Source organism: Cuspidothrix issatschenkoi CHARLIE-1 (assembly GCF_002934005.1).
GTDB lineage: Bacteria > Cyanobacteriota > Cyanobacteriia > Cyanobacteriales > Nostocaceae > Cuspidothrix > Cuspidothrix issatschenkoi.
Genome location: NZ_PGEM01000081.1, coordinates 22,701 through 41,616, shown reverse-complemented (window position 1 = coordinate 41,616; position 18,916 = coordinate 22,701). Strand labels below are relative to the sequence as shown.

Below are 18,916 nucleotides of genomic sequence, written 5' to 3'. Positions count from 1 at the left end.
TTTTGAGTTTGTTGCTCTTTTCGACTGTTTTTTACTTCAGTCCTATCATTTTCTTTACTTGACGCAGGTACTTGTTGTATACTGTCTTTCAAACTATAATATTTTCAAGGTTCGGTGCGCTCTCGGCGTGGCTTTGTCTTCGCTTCGCTTCAGGCACTTATTTAATATATCGAACCTCCTTTAGAATGTCAACTACTTTTTCAATCTTTTTTTGGGGTGAGTTAGCGATTTTGTCTGTAACTCTTGTGAAATAAGAGTTATGGCTGTTAAAATTTCTAAAAATTATGGTTTGGCTGGTGGTAAGTGCTTAGGTTGAAGTCCAACTGTGATGTTTTTTTGAGTATTCACAAAATTATTGATATTGTTGAGTGGCTGTAGATATTGCAGATGATATGAAGAGTTCTGTGGCTGTGCTACCACCGTTTTTGGTGCTGGATCAATTGTTGCAAAGTTGGTTGTTGGAGGATATTGGTAGGGGCGATCGCACTACTCAATCTCTGCTATTGCCAAATTCTACGAGGAGTAAAGCTCGGTGGATAGGGAAAGCACCAGGGATAATTGCTGGTTTGCCGATTGCAGCTAGAGTGTTTCAGCTTTTGAATGATCAAGTTAATTTTGTTAATATCACTGCTGAGGGGGAAAAATGTGAACCTGGACAGGTGGTAGCAGAACTTAATGGTTCCCTGGATACGTTGTTGATGGGGGAAAGGGTAGCGTTAAATTTGGCGATGCGGTTGAGTGGAATTGCTACGTTGACTAATCTATATGTAGAGAAAATATCGGATTTGCCTGCTCAGTTGGTGGATACGCGCAAAACTACGCCAGGTTTGAGAATTTTGGAAAAATACGCGACGGCCTTGGGTGGTGCGATTAATCACCGGATGGGATTGGATGATGCGGTGATGATTAAGGATAATCATATTGTGGCGGCTGGGGGTATTGGGGAAGCTATTTCCCGCGTTCGGTGTCACATTCCTTATCCACTGACTATTGAGATCGAGACGGAAAGTTTGGCACAGGTGCGGGAAGCTTTAAAGTACAAGGCCGATATTATTATGTTGGATAATATGCCTGTAGAAATGATGAATGAGGCTGTGTTGCTAATTCGTGAGGCTGACAGTAGGGTGAAAATTGAGGCTTCAGGAAATGTGACTTTAGAGACGATTCGCGCTGTGGCGGAAACTGGAGTTGATTATATTTCTACGAGTGCGCCTATTACTCAGTCTAGGTGGTTGGATTTGAGTATGAGAATGGATTAATGGAGAAATTGAGCAATTCTTTCGACGGCAATTTCTAATATTTCTGGTTTTTGGACTAATGCGAAGCGAACGTATCCTTCGCCAAATTTACCAAAACCGACTCCTGGGGAAGCAGCTACACCTGTTTGTCTAACTAATTCGGTGCAAAATTCAATGGAATTATGACTCCATTGGGGAGGTAATTTTGCCCAAATGTACATTGTGGCTTGGGGCGTGGGGACGTTCCAGCCGATACGGTGTAAGGCTTGGATGAAGGTGTCACGGCGTTGACGAAAAATATCAACGGCAGATTTAACGCTATCTTGAGGTCCGGTAAGGGCGGCGATCGCTCCGTTTAGAATTCCTAAATATTGGTTAAAATCAACGGTGGCTTTGATTTGCTTGAGTGCTTGAATTAATTGCGGATTCCCAATTGCGTAACCAATGCGGAAACCACCCATATTATAGGACTTGGAAAGAGTGAAAAATTCAATTGAGATGCTTTTTTCAGGATCAGCTTGCAAAATTGAGGGAACAGAGGATTTTAGATTTTGGATTTTAGATTTTGGATTTTGGGTTTCTTCTGAAAAGACTAAATCTACGTAGGGGAAATCATGAACGAGAACTATATTATGTTGTTGACAAAAGACTACTGCTTCTTGAAAGAAAGATAAAGGTGCGATCGCGCTGGTAGGATTGTGAGGATAGCTCAATACCATTAAGCGAGACTGGGCTAAAACCGGGGCGGGAATATCATTAAAAACCGGTAAAAAATCGTTTTCTGCTGTTAATGGCATGGGGTAAATTTGCCCACTAGCTAGGTAAACTCCTCCTGCATGGGAGGGATAACCAGGATCTAGTAATAAAGCGAAGTCACCGGGGTTAAGTACAGCTAAAGGGATGTGTGCTGTTCCTTCTTGAGAACCAATGAGGGGTAAAACTTCGGTTTCTGGGTCAATTGGGATACCAAATTTTTGTTCATACCATTGGGCTGCGGCTTGACGGAAACCCTGAGTACCACGAAATAGTAAGTAGCCGTGGGTGCTAGGATCATAGAGAGATTGGGCGATCGCTTCTAGGACATGATTAGCGGCTGAGAGGTCTGAAGATCCCAAAGATAAATCAATTAATTCTCTACCAGCAGCTAAAGCTATGGACTTGGATGTGTCCATATCAGCAAAGACATTAGATTTTAAGGGTTGTAACCGGGTCGCAAATTGCATTTTAATTATTAGTTATTGGTCATTAATTATGAGTCAGTGATCAAAACTCGATGATTTTTGATCACTGACTGAGAACTAATTATTATTTAAATGCTGATCTAAAAGACTGAGTAATTTCTCCTTATTAATTACTCCTTCTGTAGATTCTAATAGCTGATCTCCCTTGACGAGTCTGAGGGCAGGGACACCTTCTACCTGATATTGTTTAACGGTGACTGGATTAGGATCTACTTCCATTTTGACAACTTTGAGGCGATCGCTATAAGTAGCTGCCGCTAAATTCATCACTGGTGACATTAATTGACAAGGACCACACCAGGAAGCCCAAAAATAGACTAATACAGGCTGTTCGGCTTGTAATACTTCGGTTTCAAACTCAGCATCAGTAATAGTGATTACACCCTTATTCATTATGGTCTCCATAAATTGGTATATATTGATCCACTTGGTTTACAAAATACTCTATCCCAATCTGAGAATTAAATGAACTATGAAGACAGGAAGATTTCATCGCCTATGGCTACTCCATGCAAGCTATCGCTCAGTAACCAGAGCATCCCCAAAGTAACGCTACAGGAGTTAAAGCCTCTACTCTACTTGGTGAGCCAGCGCGGTCTTGGGGGTTTCCCCCATGAGTGACTGGCGAACCCGTAAGGGTGCAAACCTGGAAAAGCCAAGTTTTGACGATGAATGTAGAATCCCCGTGTCTTTAGACCGGGGAGTGTCAAGTTGTGAGTTAGTCCTAAATGGACTTACGCAAAATATATCTTTGGGAGGGGTAATTCATGAATTACCCCTACTTGCGTTATGTTTTAGATTTACTATAAATGAAACAAAATCCCACAACTGGGATGTGTGGGATGAAGTTAGTGGAATTGTTGGCAAAAACTAGAGATTAATTACAGGTTATCTAATTGTTTGCGTAGGGCTTCTAAATCAGCATCAACTGGTTGAGCAGGTTTAGCTGTATTTGTTGGTTGTCCTGGGGTTAGTTGTGGTCGTTCGGGTGCGGGTGCTAAGGATGCTTTGAGGGCTGCTAGCTCATCATCAACATCACTACTAGCTTCTAAACTAGCAAATTGGTGATCTAAATCCGCGCCTACTAGTTCTGCGGTAGACTGAGCGCGAGCTTCTTGGATTAACACCTTTTCTTCCATGCGTTCAAATGCAGCCATAGCACTACTTGTATTCATGCCACTAACCATATTTCCCAATTGTTCTTGGGCTTTGGCCGCAGTAATACGAGCTTTGAGCATCTCTTTCTTAGTTTTGGCTTCAGAAATTTTGCTTTCTAGCTGGATTAAATTCTTTTTAAGGGTATCTACTTGAATATTTTGCTGATCAAGACTAGTTTTAAGGGCTGTAGATGTTTCCGTACAAGTTTTTTTGCGCTCTAGTGCTTGGCGAGCTAGGTTTTCGTCACCTTTTTGCAAAGCTAGTTGAGCGTTACGTTGCCATTTATTAATTTCAGTTTGTACATCATTATATTGCTTTTCTGTACGTTTTTGTGCTGCTATGGCTTGGGCTACACCTTGACGCAACTTGACGAGATCCTCCTGCATTTCCAGGATAGCTTGCTCAAGCATTTTTTCTGGATCTTCGGCTTTATTTACCAAGTCGTTCAGGTTAGAACTAACAACTCGTTTAAGACGATCAAATAATCCCATAAATTTATTTTTCCTGTTGAGGTTTACGCGCTTGGTTATAGTTAGCTTTTCTACTATATTAATAGCTACCTATGCCAATGTAGTTTTTCCAGTCTGAATTACTATCTTTTTTTATTTTGAATCATCGGCCTATCCATTAGCTATATTCACCAGCAAAAGTTAAGATGGTGGGTTGGTTGGTAATTGGTGATTTGCCTGAGAATTTTGACCTTGCTCTAGTATATAAGTTTTCATGGCGGTGAGTTCTGTATCAATGTCCTGATCAGCATTTAAGGAAGCAATTTTTCGTTCTAGATCGTCACTACCCAGTAAATTCATAGCTTCTGATTGGGATTCTATCTGTAAAACTTTTTCTTCCATGCGTTCTAATGCACCTAAACTTGATGTATCAGAAGTTCCCGTCAACATTTCTTGCAGCCGATAGGATGCTTTAGCGGAACGTGCGCGAGCAATATACATATCTTTTTTAGTTTTGACTTCAGCGAGTTTTAGCTCTAGAGTCCGCATATCCTGTTTTAATTTGGCGACGATATCTTGCTGCTGCTGAATTTGGTTAGTGAGGGTTGTGGCGGCTTCTTGGTAAAATCTGCGCTTGGTGAGGGCTTCCCGTGCTAGAGATTCATTACCTTGTTGCAAGGATAATTGAGCGCGACGATGCCATTCTTCTGCTTGGGATGCGGCGGCGGCGGCTTGACGTTCTGTACGCTTTTGGGTGGCGATCGCTGCGGCTACACCTTGACGCAATTGCACCAAATTCTCCTGCATCTCCATGAAAGCTTTTTCCAGAATTTTTTCTGGATCTTCTGGATTGCTAACTAAACTGTTAACATTGGCGCGAATCACCTGTAAAATACGTTTAATAACTTCCATGTTAACTCTACTTTAGTCATTTAGGGGACTGTGAAGTTGGTGATCCTCTCATCCTAAATCATCTCCAGTTTTTTAAAATTTTACATGGTTTAAGGCTGTTGTAACCGTGCTTCAATGCCTTTCGCTTCTAATTGCTGCAATCTCCGTTTAACATCATATTTAGTTTTAAGTGCGCCTAAATAAATAAATTTGCGATTTGGTGATAAATAAGCATCAGGAACTTCTCGCCGTGCTGTAGCGAAAACTTGTTCATTTTTATTATCAGCAATAATGTAATAGTACCCATCTGCTGAAGGTTTCACATTTTCGGGAATTGATAATGCACTAGGTGAGGGTTTTACATTTTCCGAAAGTGGTAATGGACTGGGTGTAAATTTTGGTAAAGGCGTGGAAAGTAAACTAGGGAGGGGTGAAATGACTGGTAAGGGAGGAATGGGATTAACGGATGGTTGAATAGTTAAGGGAGTGGGTTTGCTTTGGCTAGTGGGTTTTTCTTTGGGTGTTAAATCTACGATATCTTGAGGATCCCTGACTTGGCGAAATTCCTGGGTTGCTAAATTAGGATATTTAGGTATGGGAGTAATTTTTGCTTCTATATTTGTTGGAGAATTATTGTTTGTTACCTCTGTGTTCTCTCCAGTTGATGATGAATTACTATTGAATGCGTTACTGAAATTAAGTTTAGGTAAGTTTTTGGGATTGAAAATGACATAACTTAATGTCAAGGTTGCTAATAATAGGCAGAAAATTGAAGTAATACCGACGGGTGATAAAACAGTCTCACGAGATTTGGGAACATTAGTTTTTTTAGTTTCTTGTCCCCCTGTGAGATTGCGTAAAAGTCCTTCACTAGATTCTAAATAGTCATTTGGTATTTGGGGAGTATTATTTGTTGCTAGAAGAGTTTGGTTTTCAGGGGTTTGAATTTTGGTGTGGACAATACTGCTATTAGATATTGCTACATTTTCAGGAATAGGATTTTCCTGTACTTCTGGGATTGTTAATTCTTGGGGGAGACTAATTGCTTGAGTTGCTGTGGGAGGTACTACTGGAAGTTGAATATCATTTAAGTCGGGGTTTTTAGGAATTCGGATATAAGCTTCTGTACTTACTGATGTTTGTTGCCGAAAAGTTTTGCGTGTGCGTCTATATCGGGTTAATTCTTGTTCTAACTGTACTTCTAAACTAGCTAGTGCTGTAGATAGGGTAGGATTTAATTCTGGGGTTGAAGAAGAGTTGGGATGACTCATAAAAGAATTGTGATTGGTATGAGAAGGATAGATGAGATTAATTAATTGTGAATATATAGGAGAAGGCAAGGGTGAAACTCTTGCTGTTATTAGGTTTTAAGGATCAATAATGTCCTAATCCTCCTGGCTACAGTTATATTAGCGAAAATAAGTTCTAAGTATACTTAAAACTGGAGTCCTCTATGTCTTTTAAGTCAATTGATGATATTTTAGCCAGTATTCAAAAATCTGCAATATGGGAACAAGATTTATTTCCAAGGTTACTGAAGTGTTGGACGGAGGTTGTAGGGGCTAAGGTAGGGGTGGAAACTCGTCCTGTATCAATTCAACGTGATGTTTTGTGGGTGGCAACTTCTAGTGCTGCATGGGCGCAAAATTTGACTTTTCAACGGAGAACCATACTGATGAAGTTAAATCATAAGCTGTCTGCGTCTTTGGTAGATATGCGTTTTTCCACAGCAGAATGGACTAATTTAGGAAAGATGGGAACACAAACAAATGTTTTGGCATCAGAACACCCCAGTTATGTTCCTGATGATAGAACTGGTAAGAGATTTATACCCAATGCTGAAAATCCCCAGAGGGCTTTTGAGAATTGGGCGAAAATGATGCAAGAGCGATCGCATCATCTGCCTTTATGTCCTGAATGTCAATGTCCAACTCCACCAGGTGAACTTCAACGGTGGGATCTTTGTTCTCTGTGTGCTAATAAATTATTGCGGTAAATTTTGTTTGTGGTTTTTACTGAAAATATTTAACTCTGGTGGAAGATTGAGTTAATAAAGCAATAAATACTGAGGTTTAATCTATCTAAAGTGGGGTTTTCTAATAGGAAGGAAATCTAAAATCCAAGTTTTGACCTTGATCCCCAGCGGGTTTTAGTCTAAAGAGAATATGTAGCCACTATAGGAAACGTTTACAAATATAACAAGAATATAAAAACATCATAAAGTTATTTTACTAACAAAAATGCCTGGAACCCAGAGCCAATCATATTTTGTTGCCGTTGATCCCCATTTTCATTAAGAAGCACAATATATAAATATGATAACTAATCCTAAACGGTACTGAAGATGAAGGCACATGAAAACAATTAAGGGTTTAACATCTACCTGTCGTTATTGTCGTCATTACCAACCAGAAGGTCGTCGTGGTGGTATGTGTGAAAAGTTGAGCGCACCAGTTCAAGGAGTTTGGAAAGCCTGTCCTTTGGCTATAGCAGCTTTTGCGCCTTCTTGGGAAACTCTGGAAGATGCTTGGAGTTTACCAGTGGCAAGAACTACATTTTCTTCTGCTCAAAGTCTTCCGGCCGATTTAGAGCCGTTTACTGTTGTCTGTTCTGAAGATATTCCTACTTCCGTAAGACAATAGATACAAAATCAAAGCCTACAATACCAATTGAATCACCTATTATTTTCTGTTCACTTCAATTAAGATTTGACTCACCAATTTTTCGTGTTGCCAATTTTGATCTTTTTAGAGATAGCGAAGCGCGACCTAGGAATCGCACCTTCCTCATAGGTGCGATTTTGGTATAAATTAACAATTTTAAGGCAACCAGGGAAAATCCCGGAAGTTAGGGGGACGCTTTTCCAAAAAGGCTTGTTTTCCTTCTGCACCTTCTGCGGTCATGTAATAAAGAAGAGTAGCGTTACCAGCAAGTTCTTGTAAACCCGCTTGTCCGTCGCAGTCTGCGTTAAATGCTGATTTCAGACAACGAATGGCAATGGGACTTTTCTCTAAGACTTCTTGCGCCCATTTTATCCCTTCTGTTTCTAGTTGTTCTATGGGGACTACTGTATTAACTAACCCCATTTCTAAGGCTTCTTGGGCATTATATTGACGACAGAGAAACCATATTTCCCGTGCTTTTTTTTGCCCTACTATTCTAGCTAGATAACTAGCACCAAAACCACCATCAAAACTACCTACTTTGGGGCCAGTTTGCCCAAAAATGGCGTTATCAGCAGCTATGGTTAAGTCACAAATTAGATGTAAAACATGACCTCCGCCAATAGCATAACCCGCTACTAGAGCAATGACGACTTTAGGCATGGAACGAATCAGACGTTGCAAATCTAAGACGTTTAAACGAGGAATACCCGCATCATCCATATAACCTGCTTCACCACGCACACTTTGATCACCACCTGAACAGAAGGCATATTTACCATCTGTATGAGGACCTGTGCCAGTAAATAAGACTACACCAACACTTGTATCTTCCTTAGCATCCCAAAAAGCCTCATATAGTTCAAATACGGTTTTAGGACGGAAAGCGTTACGTTTATGGGGACGGTTAATGGTGATTTTGGCGATACTGTCGCTTTTTTGATAGATGATATCTTCGTAGGTTTTAACGGTTTTCCAATCGGGTTGCATATTCTTAAAATTTACAAATATTCTAATATAGCAGGGAATAGCCCTATTTTGTCAGATTGGGAAAATGGAGTACCTGAAGGTTTACAGGGCTTTAGGTTTGACATTTTATCCAGCAATTTTATTTTTTAATAAATAAAAAAGTGCTAAACTTTGATGAAATAAGAATTACAAAAGATGGATTCGATTATTGTTTTCCGAGAGTGACAAAACGGGACTAATCAAGAAAGATAATCTATTTGAAAACCTCGTGAAATTAATTTTCATAATATTCTCTATTTTCTGGTAGATAAAGTTAGACTCAACCAGAAAAAACAGGTAGATAAAATTTTTCTGGCTGGGATTTTTCCAAAATATCGATAGTCTGATTCACATCTGCGGAATGTGGGTTAGAACTGTTAACCCCAAACCCTAATTACAATTTCACTTGTGCCAGATGACTGCGAGGGTTATAAGTACGAATAGATCGGATTTTTTCGTAATATTCCCGTTCTTGGGCGGTGAGTTCTTTGGGTGGAGCGATCCCCACTTTCACAAATTGATCACCCCGTCCACCTTTAGATATAGGCCAACCCTTACCACGTAACCGCAGAGATTGACCAGAACGGACTCCCGCAGGTAATTTGACATTAACCTGGCCATCGGGTGTAGGAACATCAATGGATGCCCCTAGAGTTGCTTCATCAGGAGTTATTAATACTTCGCACAGCAGGTTATCACCTTCTATTTGGAAAAAACTATGCGGTTGTAATTCTACCTTTAAATATAAATCGCCCCGTTGTTGATTCATGGGGTTAATTTGGCCTTTACCCTTCACCCGTAAACGAGTACCAGCTTTAGCACCAGCAGGAATACGCACATCAATGGTTTCATTTCCCAAACTAAACCGTTTTTGCACACCAGAAAATGCTTCAGCAAAAGTTAAACTAATAATAGCTTCAGTATCTTGTGATCCACGAGCACTCGGATCTTGAAAACTAAAATCGTTAAAACCACCAAAACCCTCACCTGGTCTAGCTGTGGAAGTCCGATGGGAGTAACTTTGTCGGCTGCTGCGGGGGCCTGCACCACCAAATAATTCAGTTAAAAAGTCATTAAAACTGCCGTATTGGCCAAAGTCAACACCGCCCATATCCGGACTAAAACCACCACCGGGGAAACCCTGGTCTGCTTGTTTCCAATATTGACCAAATTGATCATATTTTTTGCGTTTTTCTGGATCAGATAAAACCTCATAAGCTTCATTGACTTCTTTGAATTTCGCTTCGGACTGTTTGTTGTTGGGGTTAACATCAGGATGATATTTACGCGCTAGTTTGCGAAATGCTTGTTTAATTTCTTCGCCTGTGGCAGTTTTACTAATTCCTAATATTGCATAATAATCTTTAAAGTCGGTTGCAGCCATCTACCAGCCTCCTAATAGTAATTTACGTTATGTTTTTGCTAAGATATATTGTTGAATAGATTTGGCTAGGCAGTGATTTTGCATCATACCTTTAACCTGAAGATTTTCTACCACAATAACTTGGCTTTCGTTAACTATCCTACGAGATAGTTTATGGAGAAAATCTTCTCTACAATTAGTTATTTTTCTGTGAACTCTAGCAACTTTCTTTCTGGCTTTATTTCGGTTGTTAGAGCCTTTTTGTTTTCTAGATAATTGCTGTTGTTTTATTTTTAAGTTTTTTTCATGTTTATTTAGTATCCTGGGGTTATCAAACTTAGAACCATCACTGGTAATTGCAAAATGAGTTAACCCCAAATCAATACCTATTGCTTTACCTTCTGCAATTGATTCTGGCTTTTCTTTGCCATCTTCAAATAAAATGGCAGCGAAATATTGTTCACTACAATTTTTGGTGATAGTTACAGTTTTAATTTTCCCTTCAATTTCTCGGTGGATAATTGCTGATACTTTTCCTATCTTGGGTAGAATTAATTGATTATCGGCAACCTTGACATTTTGAGGGTACTGAATAGACTGCTTACCATGCCTAGATTTAAACTTGGGGTATTTAGCTCTTTTTTCAAAGAAATTATTAAAAGCAACTCCCAGATTTAAACAGACTTGTTGCAAGCACTGAGAATAAGTTAGTGATAACCAATCATGTTCTTTCTTTAGCTGAGGAATTATCTTTTTAACCTCGTACCCAGACAGACCTTTTCCAGTCTCTTTATATGTTTGGTTCATCAAATTCAAAAAATAATTCCATAGCCAACGACAACTACCAAAAGCTTGTGCTAATGATTGCTGTTGTTGGGGATTTGGATATAATCTGACTTTGACTACTCTTAACATATTAGAGTGAAAGGTATTTATTATAAAATAGTATAATACAAGATTTGTGAATTGACTCCATGTTTTTTTCCCTCTCTTCGAGACGCTGCGCGAACGCTGTCGCTTTGGTTGAAAAACTGTCGTTAATTCGCGCACCATTCATCCCACGCTGCCCTTTGGGTCAGTCGTGGGGCTTGAAGTCGGTTAAGCTAAATTAGGTCTTAGGGGAGATGCAACTGAAACCCTTATTCTTTTGTAGGGGTAATTCACGAATTACCCCTGCTTTCCTTCGGGTTTGCGTAAGTCCTGTAAATACCAGGCAAAAAGTTCTGATTATTAAGTTAACAAATAATCCTCAAAATCAAGTGGGGTTCTCGCTGAATGTAGCAGCGAAATTCCCGTACTCCTGCCATGGTGAAAAGCAAATAAGCTCATCTATTCCTTCTTCTGTGTTGGGGGGAACGTCCTGCAGTTGACGGTGCATGCGGAAAATTACCTCTTCAGGAACCTGGCGATCGCGTCTTTGATTTCGTGCTAAACATAGCCATAGTGGAGTTCTCACCCACATCCCCGTAATCTGACTAAAGCCACAATCACGGAATAGTTTAATCACCTCCCGGCGATTTTGCCTCTGGGCGTTAGTAGCATCAAAAATTACTTTTTGATCTGCTGTTACAGCCTGTTCTAATTGTCGTTCCAGTTCACGCCAAATTAGCGCCCAAGCCCCTTGAATTGCTTCTGAACCAAAAAGCTGCCCCCGGATGGCATCTGTAGAAATTAATCCCATCTGAGGGCATTCTCTCAGTAATTGTTTTGCTAAAGTTGATTTACCGCTACCAGGAAGACCAATTAGAAGAATTAATTTAGTCATAGGGAAGAGGTGACAGGTTACAGGCTTTGTCGTGAGCATCAGCCGAAGGGTGACAGGTGACAGTTAAGAGGTAACAGAGTATAATTACTTACCAATTACCAATTACCAATCACCAATCACCAATCACCAATTACCAATTACCAATTACCACTAATTAAATAATCGTCCCATCAGGAATGACAGCATTTTTGAGAACAACCACAATACCGCTACGGATGTAGAAACCTTGATTTTCCCGTTCCGCTTCTTGAACGTTGTCTTTATTGATAATTTTCACATTGTGACCGATGCGGGCATTTTTATCAATGATGGCACGGCGAATCATGGTGTCTGTACCAATACCCACGGGAATCTCTTTTTCTTGGATGTTGCATTGCTGTTCTACAGATGGTTGGTAGAAGTCAGCACCCATGATCAGGGATTCTTCAATGATACATCCTGATTCTATCCGTGATCTTACTCCTAAAACTGAATGTTGAATGCGGCAATTTTTCAAAATGCAACCTTCGCCAATCATAGATTCTGTGATTTGGCAATTCAACAGTTTGGAGGGTGGTAAGTAACGAGCGCGGGTATAAATTGGCGCTGCTTCATCGTAGAAGCTAAAGGGTGGGAGAGGTTGCCGAGTTAGGGCTAAATTAGCTTCATAAAAAGCTTCAATTGTTCCAATATCTTCCCAGTAGTCATCAAATAAGAAGGCCTGAACGTTGTGATCCTTAGCTGCATCAGGAATAATTTCTTTACCAAAATCAGTCCGTTCTAAAGATTCTTTTAGCAACTTAATCAGAACATCTTTTTTAAAGACATAAATCCCCATGGAGGCGATATATGGCTGTAATTCGGCTTGTTCTTTTGTTAATCCCAATACGGTGGTATCAACACGCATCTGCGCTAAAGCTTCACCCTTGGGTTTTTCGCTGAAGTCAATTACTCTACCGGATTCATTAATTTTCATCAGGCCAAAATCCGAGGCACGACGATCATCAATGGGAATTACGGATAAGGTAATATCAGCATTTGTGTCTCTATGACGCTGGATAAACTGACGATAATCCATGCGGTAAAGGTGATCACCCGAAAGAATCAGAAATTCTTCTACATCCCAATCTTGTAACATCCAGATGTACTGACGCACAGCATCAGCCGTACCCTGAAACCAATTAGGATTTTCTGGGGTTTGTTGTGCTGCTAACACTTCTACAAACCCATCACTAAACCCACTAAAGTTGTAAGCACGGGTAATGTGACGATTCAGGGAGGCGGAGTTAAATTGAGTAAGAACGTAGATTTTGAATATTTCTGAATTGATACAGTTGCTAACAGGGATATCTATTAAACGATATTTCCCAGCTACTGGCACTGCTGGCTTGGCGCGAAGTTTGGTTAACGGATAAAGCCGAGTACCTGCACCCCCACCAAGAATAATTGCTAAAACTTTTTTCACAAAATTTCTCCCGACAGCCTTTTAACTCTCATCTACAGTTTAGGACTGTATGTAGCAACTGATAAAGGGGGATCAAAGAATCTTGAGGAAGAATTTTTGAGATAGTGGTCAATTGGATAAAATAGAACTCATGTACTATCTATAATAGTCGCTGTCTTTGATGTTGGGGAAGATACTGTATATTTCTGGATGAAGATGCGCTTGATTATTTGTTTTAGAGACGTTCCGCCCTAGTTAATGTCCTAGTCTTAATAGGTATAATAGCATATAGTTAAATTATTATTATGCATAAATTCATAGAATACGCACTAGGGGAAGCTCAAACATGAAAATGTTTAAGCTAAACTCCCTTACAATTCAACTAACTTAAAACCCCAAATCTTCAGTACAGCACTGGCTATTTCTGGATCTACACCATCATAAGCTTCCCATTCTGACTGGGGATCTTTAGGATGTCCTTCACCGACATGACCTGCGACTTTAATTATAGGCATATTTACTAAATAATCACGTTCCATGCCTTTGGGAATAGCTAGTTGGATTCTGCGGCCGATGAATTTCGATCCACTAGATTTAGCCACAGATTCACGCACTAAACAAATATCACCAGCAGTACCCCAAGTGGTTGGGTAGGTGTAGAGAAATGATATATAATTTTCTGGCTTGATGGATCTTTTGAGAACTTGCATTAATTTAATCCTTACTGGCTCTTCTTATGCAAAAATTTCATGTAAACACTACCTGCTATATTACAATTTCTTGCTTTCTAGGGAATAAAACAAGGGGTTTAAACCCCCTGTGAAAATTAAGAATTGCTAATCCTATGCAGCTATAAACTGCAAGGATACACCGTTCATACAGTAGCGTTCACCAGTTGGTTGTGGCCCATCATTAAAGACATGACCTAAATGTCCACCACAATTACTACAATGAACTTCTGTTCTGGTCATGAAAAATGATCGATCTACAGTGGTAGCGATCGCTCCTTCAATGGGCTTAAAAAAGCTTGGCCAGCCAGTACGGCTATTATACTTGGTATCTGAAGTAAACAAAGCTTGTCCACAACCAGCGCAGACATAAGTACCAGGTTCATATACTTTATCTAATGGACTGCTATGGGATGGTTCTGTACCATGTTTCCGCAATACCCGAAACTGTTCTGGTGTGAGGATACTTTTCCATTCTTCCTCCGTTTTTGTAACTGCAAATTCTGTATTAGATGTTGCCATAGATTCTGAACTCCCATTGATATACTGAGAAAAAAAGGATGCGCCGAGTAATACAGCGCTCATTTGCAAAAAATAGCGTTTGTCCATAATTTATTATTTGCTATTTTCTCGGTTCTTGGTGAATAGATTTTGGATTTCGGATTTTAGATTTTGGATTTACGTTAGCGAAGCGTACACAGCGCGGCGAGTATTTTTCCGTCCTCAAGGTCGAGACTTGCACCAAATTTTTTTAATCTAAAATTTTGCGGTGTGTTCATCACCTGTCGGGACTTATTCAACAGTTCATCTATTCCTGTTTTAGAAACTCTAAATACCCTTTACTTAATTCCTCTACAGCTAAATCATAAAATTGCTTACCATGTTCTGAAGTTGCTAAATCAGGATTTGATCCCATACGGCCATCTGGATAACGTAAACGAAAATCAACAGCACTATAAATTTTATGTCCACCAGCAACTTCTGGATTAAGATATGCTTTTTTAATTGCTTCTGGATAAACATATTGGGTAACAGCTACTTCGCTGGGGGTAGCATGAGAACCTTCTTGATCTCCATAGAGTTCTTTAGCTAGTTTGTACACGGAACTACCCATAAACCAATTAGCAATTTGACATTGCACTTTTGAGGAATTGGGAATTTGTAAATCTTCTAAATGAGCGTAAGTTTCCGAAAAAGCTGCTTTTAAAGTGGCAATATTTCCCCCATGTCCATTAATAAAATAGAACTTGGTAAAACCAGCTTTGACTAAACAAGTTAAATAATCTTTAATTACTAAAATTAAAGTGCTAGGACGTAAACTAATTGTACCTGGAAATGCAATATGATGCAATGCCATACCTACATTAATTGTTGGAGCTACCATTGCTTGAGTTGCTTCGCCAACACCCTTGGATATAGATTCTGCACAAATCGCATCAGTGCCAATTAATCCCGTTGGGCCATGTTGTTCTGTTGAACCAATGGGTAAAATAATTCCTTGGGACTTTTGTAAATAAGTTTCAACTTCCGGCCAAGTGCTTAAATGTAAGAGCATTTTTATTTGAGAGGTTCAGGAGTTCAAGAGTTCAGGGGAGAATGTTTTTTCCCAGTCAACAGTCAACTATTACCCAACAGTTTCCCACCAACCAAAGGCGGGCCCGATAAAACGGATTGTTACCCAAACAACAACCATCATGCCAATACCTATCCATGCACCACGAGTTGTGATAGATACAAATTGTGAAGCTTGGGTTTTGGTGATGGGAACCCAAGGTAGGATTTTGGTGGTGTCTTGGCCGTATTCTTCTCCCAATGTGTTTTTACGCCGTTTTGCTTCACCCATAATTTGATAATTTGCTTGTTGGAGTGTTCAATTTAGATTTTAATAGAAATTAGTCGTTGGTCGGTGATTATGCCAGTAATTAAGCAGAATCATCTTCATGTACAGAGGAGAATAAACTGGGATCGAGATAGTTTAACCTTGCCAGAGGGCTGAGAGAAGAGAGAATTTGAGATCCATAGCTGCGGTTCACGACACGACTATCTAGTAAGGCAACAATACCTTGGGTTTCGCGGACAGGTGCGATCGCTCTTTGTAATTCATTCATGGCTGTGGGTAACAAATACAGACGAAACCAATCTTGGTGCGATCGCTTGTAATGAGCAACTCTCCCCGCTACCAAAGGATTTTCTAAGGATGGTAAGGGTAAAGTGGCAATAATTAATAATCGTGGTGCGGGTAAAACTCCTTGATGCGATCGCCAAAATTCCCAACCACTAATCAAAATCCCATTTTCATCTAAACAAGTTTTTTCCACTTGCACCCGTGAGCCAAATTCCGAAGCTAAAATTGCCCCCACCTTACCTTTGAGTGGCACATCTCCCACTAAAATTACTGTCATGCCTGGTGCAGTGGCACTTAAACATACTAAAGTGCGAACTTGATGAATTAAAGCTGGTTCAAATTCCGGTGTATTTGGTAAAGGTAGCTTATAGGGTACATACAATTGAATTGCTTCCCCTTGATTATCCGGGGCAAATTTCAAGCAAGTCACATCTTCTAAACCCAAGCGTTGGCGAAATAAAGATGCCTCCGTTTCTGGTTCTAAAGCACTACCAATTAAAACTACAGGTTGACGTTGCCAAATTGGGGCGAGAATTTTGCTCAATTCAATGGGGGCAGAATGTAAAGAAAATAAACCTTGACGACGGGCAATAGTTGACCAAAATAGCGGTGAACAAGAAGAGTTTTCTAACTGTTGGAATTGTTGCCAAAAATCGCGCCAAGCATCGGGAAGATAATTTTTATCTAAAGCTAAATATAAATCTTGTAAAATCTCGATTTCTGGCTGAGAAATTAGATAACAATGATAGGGATTTTCTGGATGTTGGAATAATTTATATGTCAGTTCTACCCTAACTTCCCGAATTGTTTCCGCTTGGTAGGGATAAGCCAGCATTAATTGATCCCAATCATGGGGTTCAATGCTTTGAGTAAGTTCAGAACGAACCCAATCTTCTAAATCATCAACACCATCAATAATTGTGGGAATATTGGCAGGAAATTGATTATTATTAGCCAATTGTGCTTTTAACCAAGCTTGGGGGGAAGTTAACAGCAAACCTTGAAAATCAGGACTTGGCCAAGCGTCACCAGTTCTAATGGGCTTATTTGCTGGTAGCCATTGTTGCAGTCGGGGAATTTCCACCTTTAACAAACGTTGTTGGACAGTTTCGGTAGTGACAATAATTACAGAACCGTGCCACATTAAAGCAGAGGCGATAAAACTGGTGCGATATCGCCCTTGATGTCCACAAACCGCCCCGACTTGAATTAAAGCACTACGTCCTAAACGCAAAGCGCGTGCTACCAACCTAGCCATAGTCAAATGATGGGGCCAGGAAGGAAACCCGTCCTGCGATCGCAGGAAGTTATGCAATGACAAATGAACTTCTGCCTCAATCACGCGCTTTTCGTTCCATAAAAATTGGTTTTTTCCGTACGAACTCATTTTTATTATGTTGTCATTAGTTAGTTGTCAGTTGTCAATTATCCTAATGACCGAAAAATTTTAGATTTTGGATTTTAGATTTTGGATTGGGAATTTTCGGTATAAGCCCCGGCCTCTTCAAGGCGGAACTAATGCCAAAATCGCTAATCTAAAATCAGAGAAGTTCCACACTGTAGGGTGGAGTCAGTCCAAAATCCAAAATTGTCAATCCAAAATTGATTGACCATTCACCTATTCTCCTAAAATTATGCCAACTTATCCAGGAATTTCCAGTGAAGCCTTTAAACATCCCCTAGATCGCCAAGCAGAGGAAGCTCTACGCAGCTTACCAGGGTTTGATTTAATCGCTCGTAAATTTGTAGAATTTATCTACGAACGTCCTCAACTCGTCTATTTAATGGGTAATTCCATTCAAGTCGGACCTCGCCAATATTCCACCATTTACCAGATGTTTCGGGAATGTGTGCGAGATTTGGACATTTATCCAGAACCCGCGCTGTTCATCTCCCAAAATCCCCAAGTTAATAGTTATGCGCTAGGACAAGAAAATCCTTACATAGTCGTTAACACTGGGTTACTAGATTTACTGAATGAAGAAGAAATTCGCTCAGTATTAGCTCATGAACTGGGACATATTAAATGTGGTCATACTATTTTAATTCAAATGGCGATATGGGCGATGAGTGCGGCTGAAGCTATTGGTGAATTAACCTTTGGTTTAGGTAATTTTGTCAGTCAAGCTTTGATTTATGCCTTTTTTGAGTGGCGACGCAAAGCTGAATTATCCGCAGATCGGGCGGCTTTATTAGTCATGGATGATTTAAACCCAGTCATGACATCTATGATGAAAATTTCTGGCGGTAGTCATAAATATGCCCATGAATGTAGTTTACAAGAATTTATTCAACAGTCGGAAAAATATCAAGCACTAGATGAGGATGGACTAAATCAAGTATATAAGTTTCTCCTTTACAATGGCGCTCAAGGTATGATGCTGAGTCATCCTTTTCCGGTAGAAAGATTACATTATTTACGCAGTTGGGCAGTATCAGCAGAATATCAACAAATCAAACGCGGAAACTATCAAAAATCTCCTGCATCTGGCTCAGTCAATGTTACCCCAGAAACACCCGATTATGAAGCGGAAGCATTACGCAAGGAAATCGAAAAATTACAACAAGAAATTAACAAAATCAGAAAATCTGATTAGTCAGAATTGAGTAGTTCAGGAGTTTAGGATGAAGATGTAATAATCATATTTTTGTCAAATTATACATTGTAGGGGCAATTCATGAATTGCCCCTACGGAAATATAGGGCAACCTCACAGAGAATTGGTATATAGCGTTTCTCAGTCTAATGAGGTACAAAATTATCTGCGTTTATCTGCGTTCAATTATTACTGCTTGTACCTCATTTGAATGGGAATGACCAGAAGAAGAGATGTACAAAATTTGTTACCATGTTCACAAACAGTA

Annotated in this window: 19 protein-coding genes and 1 pseudogene; 5 read left to right on the top strand and 15 right to left on the bottom strand. The window is 39.8% G+C overall.

Annotation, left to right across the window (positions count from 1 at the left end; translation table 11 throughout):
* The first annotated feature begins 392 nt into the window (after positions 1-392).
* Positions 393-1,259, top strand: coding sequence for a carboxylating nicotinate-nucleotide diphosphorylase (gene nadC, locus CUN59_RS12095; RefSeq protein WP_104388081.1), 867 nt, complete (start codon positions 393-395; stop codon positions 1,257-1,259).
* Here the strand turns inward: nadC and CUN59_RS12090 are convergent.
* A complete protein-coding gene (locus CUN59_RS12090) occupies positions 1,256-2,461 on the bottom strand; it encodes an LL-diaminopimelate aminotransferase (RefSeq protein WP_104388079.1) in 1,206 nt (401 codons plus the stop codon). The genes nadC and CUN59_RS12090 overlap by 4 nt on opposite strands.
* Before the next feature lie 75 nt (positions 2,462-2,536).
* A complete protein-coding gene (locus tag CUN59_RS12085) occupies positions 2,537-2,872 on the bottom strand; it encodes a thioredoxin family protein (RefSeq protein ID WP_104388078.1) in 336 nt (111 codons plus the stop codon).
* Between the two features lie 220 nt (positions 2,873-3,092).
* On the opposite strand from CUN59_RS12085, the gene CUN59_RS12080 reads away from it, so the two are divergent.
* A complete protein-coding gene (locus CUN59_RS12080; protein ID WP_104388077.1) occupies positions 3,093-3,353 on the top strand; it encodes a hypothetical protein in 261 nt (86 codons plus the stop codon).
* A gap of 7 nt (positions 3,354-3,360) precedes the next feature.
* On the opposite strand, the gene CUN59_RS12075 is transcribed toward CUN59_RS12080, so the two are convergent.
* From CUN59_RS12075 to CUN59_RS12065, 3 genes are all read right to left on the bottom strand, one after another.
* Complete coding sequence (locus CUN59_RS12075; RefSeq protein ID WP_104388076.1) at positions 3,361-4,128, bottom strand: PspA/IM30 family protein; 768 nt, start codon at positions 4,126-4,128, stop codon at positions 3,361-3,363.
* A gap of 159 nt (positions 4,129-4,287) precedes the next feature.
* Entirely contained in the window at positions 4,288-4,998 is a 711-nt protein-coding gene (locus CUN59_RS12070; RefSeq protein WP_104388075.1) for a PspA/IM30 family protein, read from the bottom strand.
* An 89-nt stretch (positions 4,999-5,087) separates the two neighbouring features.
* A complete protein-coding gene (locus CUN59_RS12065) occupies positions 5,088-6,248 on the bottom strand; it encodes a hypothetical protein (protein ID WP_104388074.1) in 1,161 nt (386 codons plus the stop codon).
* Positions 6,249-6,430: 182 nt separating this feature from the next.
* On the opposite strand from CUN59_RS12065, the gene CUN59_RS12060 reads away from it, so the two are divergent.
* Positions 6,431-6,973 (top strand): DciA family protein, encoded by a 543-nt coding sequence (locus tag CUN59_RS12060; protein WP_104388073.1) that lies wholly within the window; start codon positions 6,431-6,433, stop codon positions 6,971-6,973.
* A 358-nt stretch (positions 6,974-7,331) separates the two neighbouring features.
* The gene (locus CUN59_RS12055) at positions 7,332-7,619 is read left to right on the top strand and encodes a hypothetical protein (protein WP_104388072.1); all 288 of its coding nucleotides are present in this window, start codon (positions 7,332-7,334) and stop codon (positions 7,617-7,619) included.
* Between the two features lie 177 nt (positions 7,620-7,796).
* Here the strand turns inward: CUN59_RS12055 and menB are convergent, their stop codons facing one another.
* From menB to CUN59_RS12000, 10 genes and pseudogenes are all read right to left on the bottom strand, one after another.
* The gene (gene menB, locus CUN59_RS12050) at positions 7,797-8,630 is read right to left on the bottom strand and encodes a 1,4-dihydroxy-2-naphthoyl-CoA synthase (protein WP_104388071.1); all 834 of its coding nucleotides are present in this window, start codon (positions 8,628-8,630) and stop codon (positions 7,797-7,799) included.
* A 412-nt stretch (positions 8,631-9,042) separates the two neighbouring features.
* A complete protein-coding gene (locus CUN59_RS12045) occupies positions 9,043-10,032 on the bottom strand; it encodes a DnaJ C-terminal domain-containing protein (RefSeq protein WP_104388070.1) in 990 nt (329 codons plus the stop codon).
* A 48-nt stretch (positions 10,033-10,080) separates the two neighbouring features.
* A pseudogene (locus CUN59_RS12040) lies at positions 10,081-10,926 on the bottom strand (RNA-guided endonuclease InsQ/TnpB family protein); the annotation flags it as partial.
* A 340-nt stretch (positions 10,927-11,266) separates the two neighbouring features.
* On the bottom strand, positions 11,267-11,776 hold the full coding sequence (locus CUN59_RS12035; RefSeq protein ID WP_104388069.1) for an AAA family ATPase: 510 nt from the start codon (positions 11,774-11,776) through the stop codon (positions 11,267-11,269).
* Positions 11,777-11,930: 154 nt separating this feature from the next.
* Positions 11,931-13,220 carry a glucose-1-phosphate adenylyltransferase gene (locus CUN59_RS12025; RefSeq protein ID WP_104388068.1) on the bottom strand — a complete coding sequence of 430 codons (1,290 nt, stop codon included), beginning with the start codon at positions 13,218-13,220 and terminating at the stop codon, positions 11,931-11,933.
* Between the two features lie 350 nt (positions 13,221-13,570).
* Positions 13,571-13,909 carry a hypothetical protein gene (locus CUN59_RS12020; protein WP_104388067.1) on the bottom strand — a complete coding sequence of 113 codons (339 nt, stop codon included), beginning with the start codon at positions 13,907-13,909 and terminating at the stop codon, positions 13,571-13,573.
* Positions 13,910-14,041: 132 nt separating this feature from the next.
* Entirely contained in the window at positions 14,042-14,536 is a 495-nt protein-coding gene (msrB, locus tag CUN59_RS12015) for a peptide-methionine (R)-S-oxide reductase MsrB (RefSeq protein WP_104388066.1), read from the bottom strand.
* A 199-nt stretch (positions 14,537-14,735) separates the two neighbouring features.
* Entirely contained in the window at positions 14,736-15,482 is a 747-nt protein-coding gene (locus CUN59_RS12010; protein ID WP_104388065.1) for a creatininase family protein, read from the bottom strand.
* A gap of 69 nt (positions 15,483-15,551) precedes the next feature.
* A complete protein-coding gene (locus CUN59_RS12005) occupies positions 15,552-15,770 on the bottom strand; it encodes a DUF2839 domain-containing protein (RefSeq protein ID WP_104388064.1) in 219 nt (72 codons plus the stop codon).
* 79 nt (positions 15,771-15,849) lie between these two features.
* Positions 15,850-17,394: a helicase C-terminal domain-containing protein gene (locus tag CUN59_RS12000; protein ID WP_104388080.1), complete on the bottom strand. Its 1,545-nt coding sequence runs from the start codon at positions 17,392-17,394 to the stop codon at positions 15,850-15,852.
* 292 nt (positions 17,395-17,686) lie between these two features.
* Between CUN59_RS12000 and CUN59_RS11995 the strand changes: the two genes are divergently transcribed.
* Positions 17,687-18,649, top strand: coding sequence for a M48 family metallopeptidase (locus CUN59_RS11995; RefSeq protein WP_104388063.1), 963 nt, complete (start codon positions 17,687-17,689; stop codon positions 18,647-18,649).
* Positions 18,650-18,916: the final 267 nt, after the last annotated feature.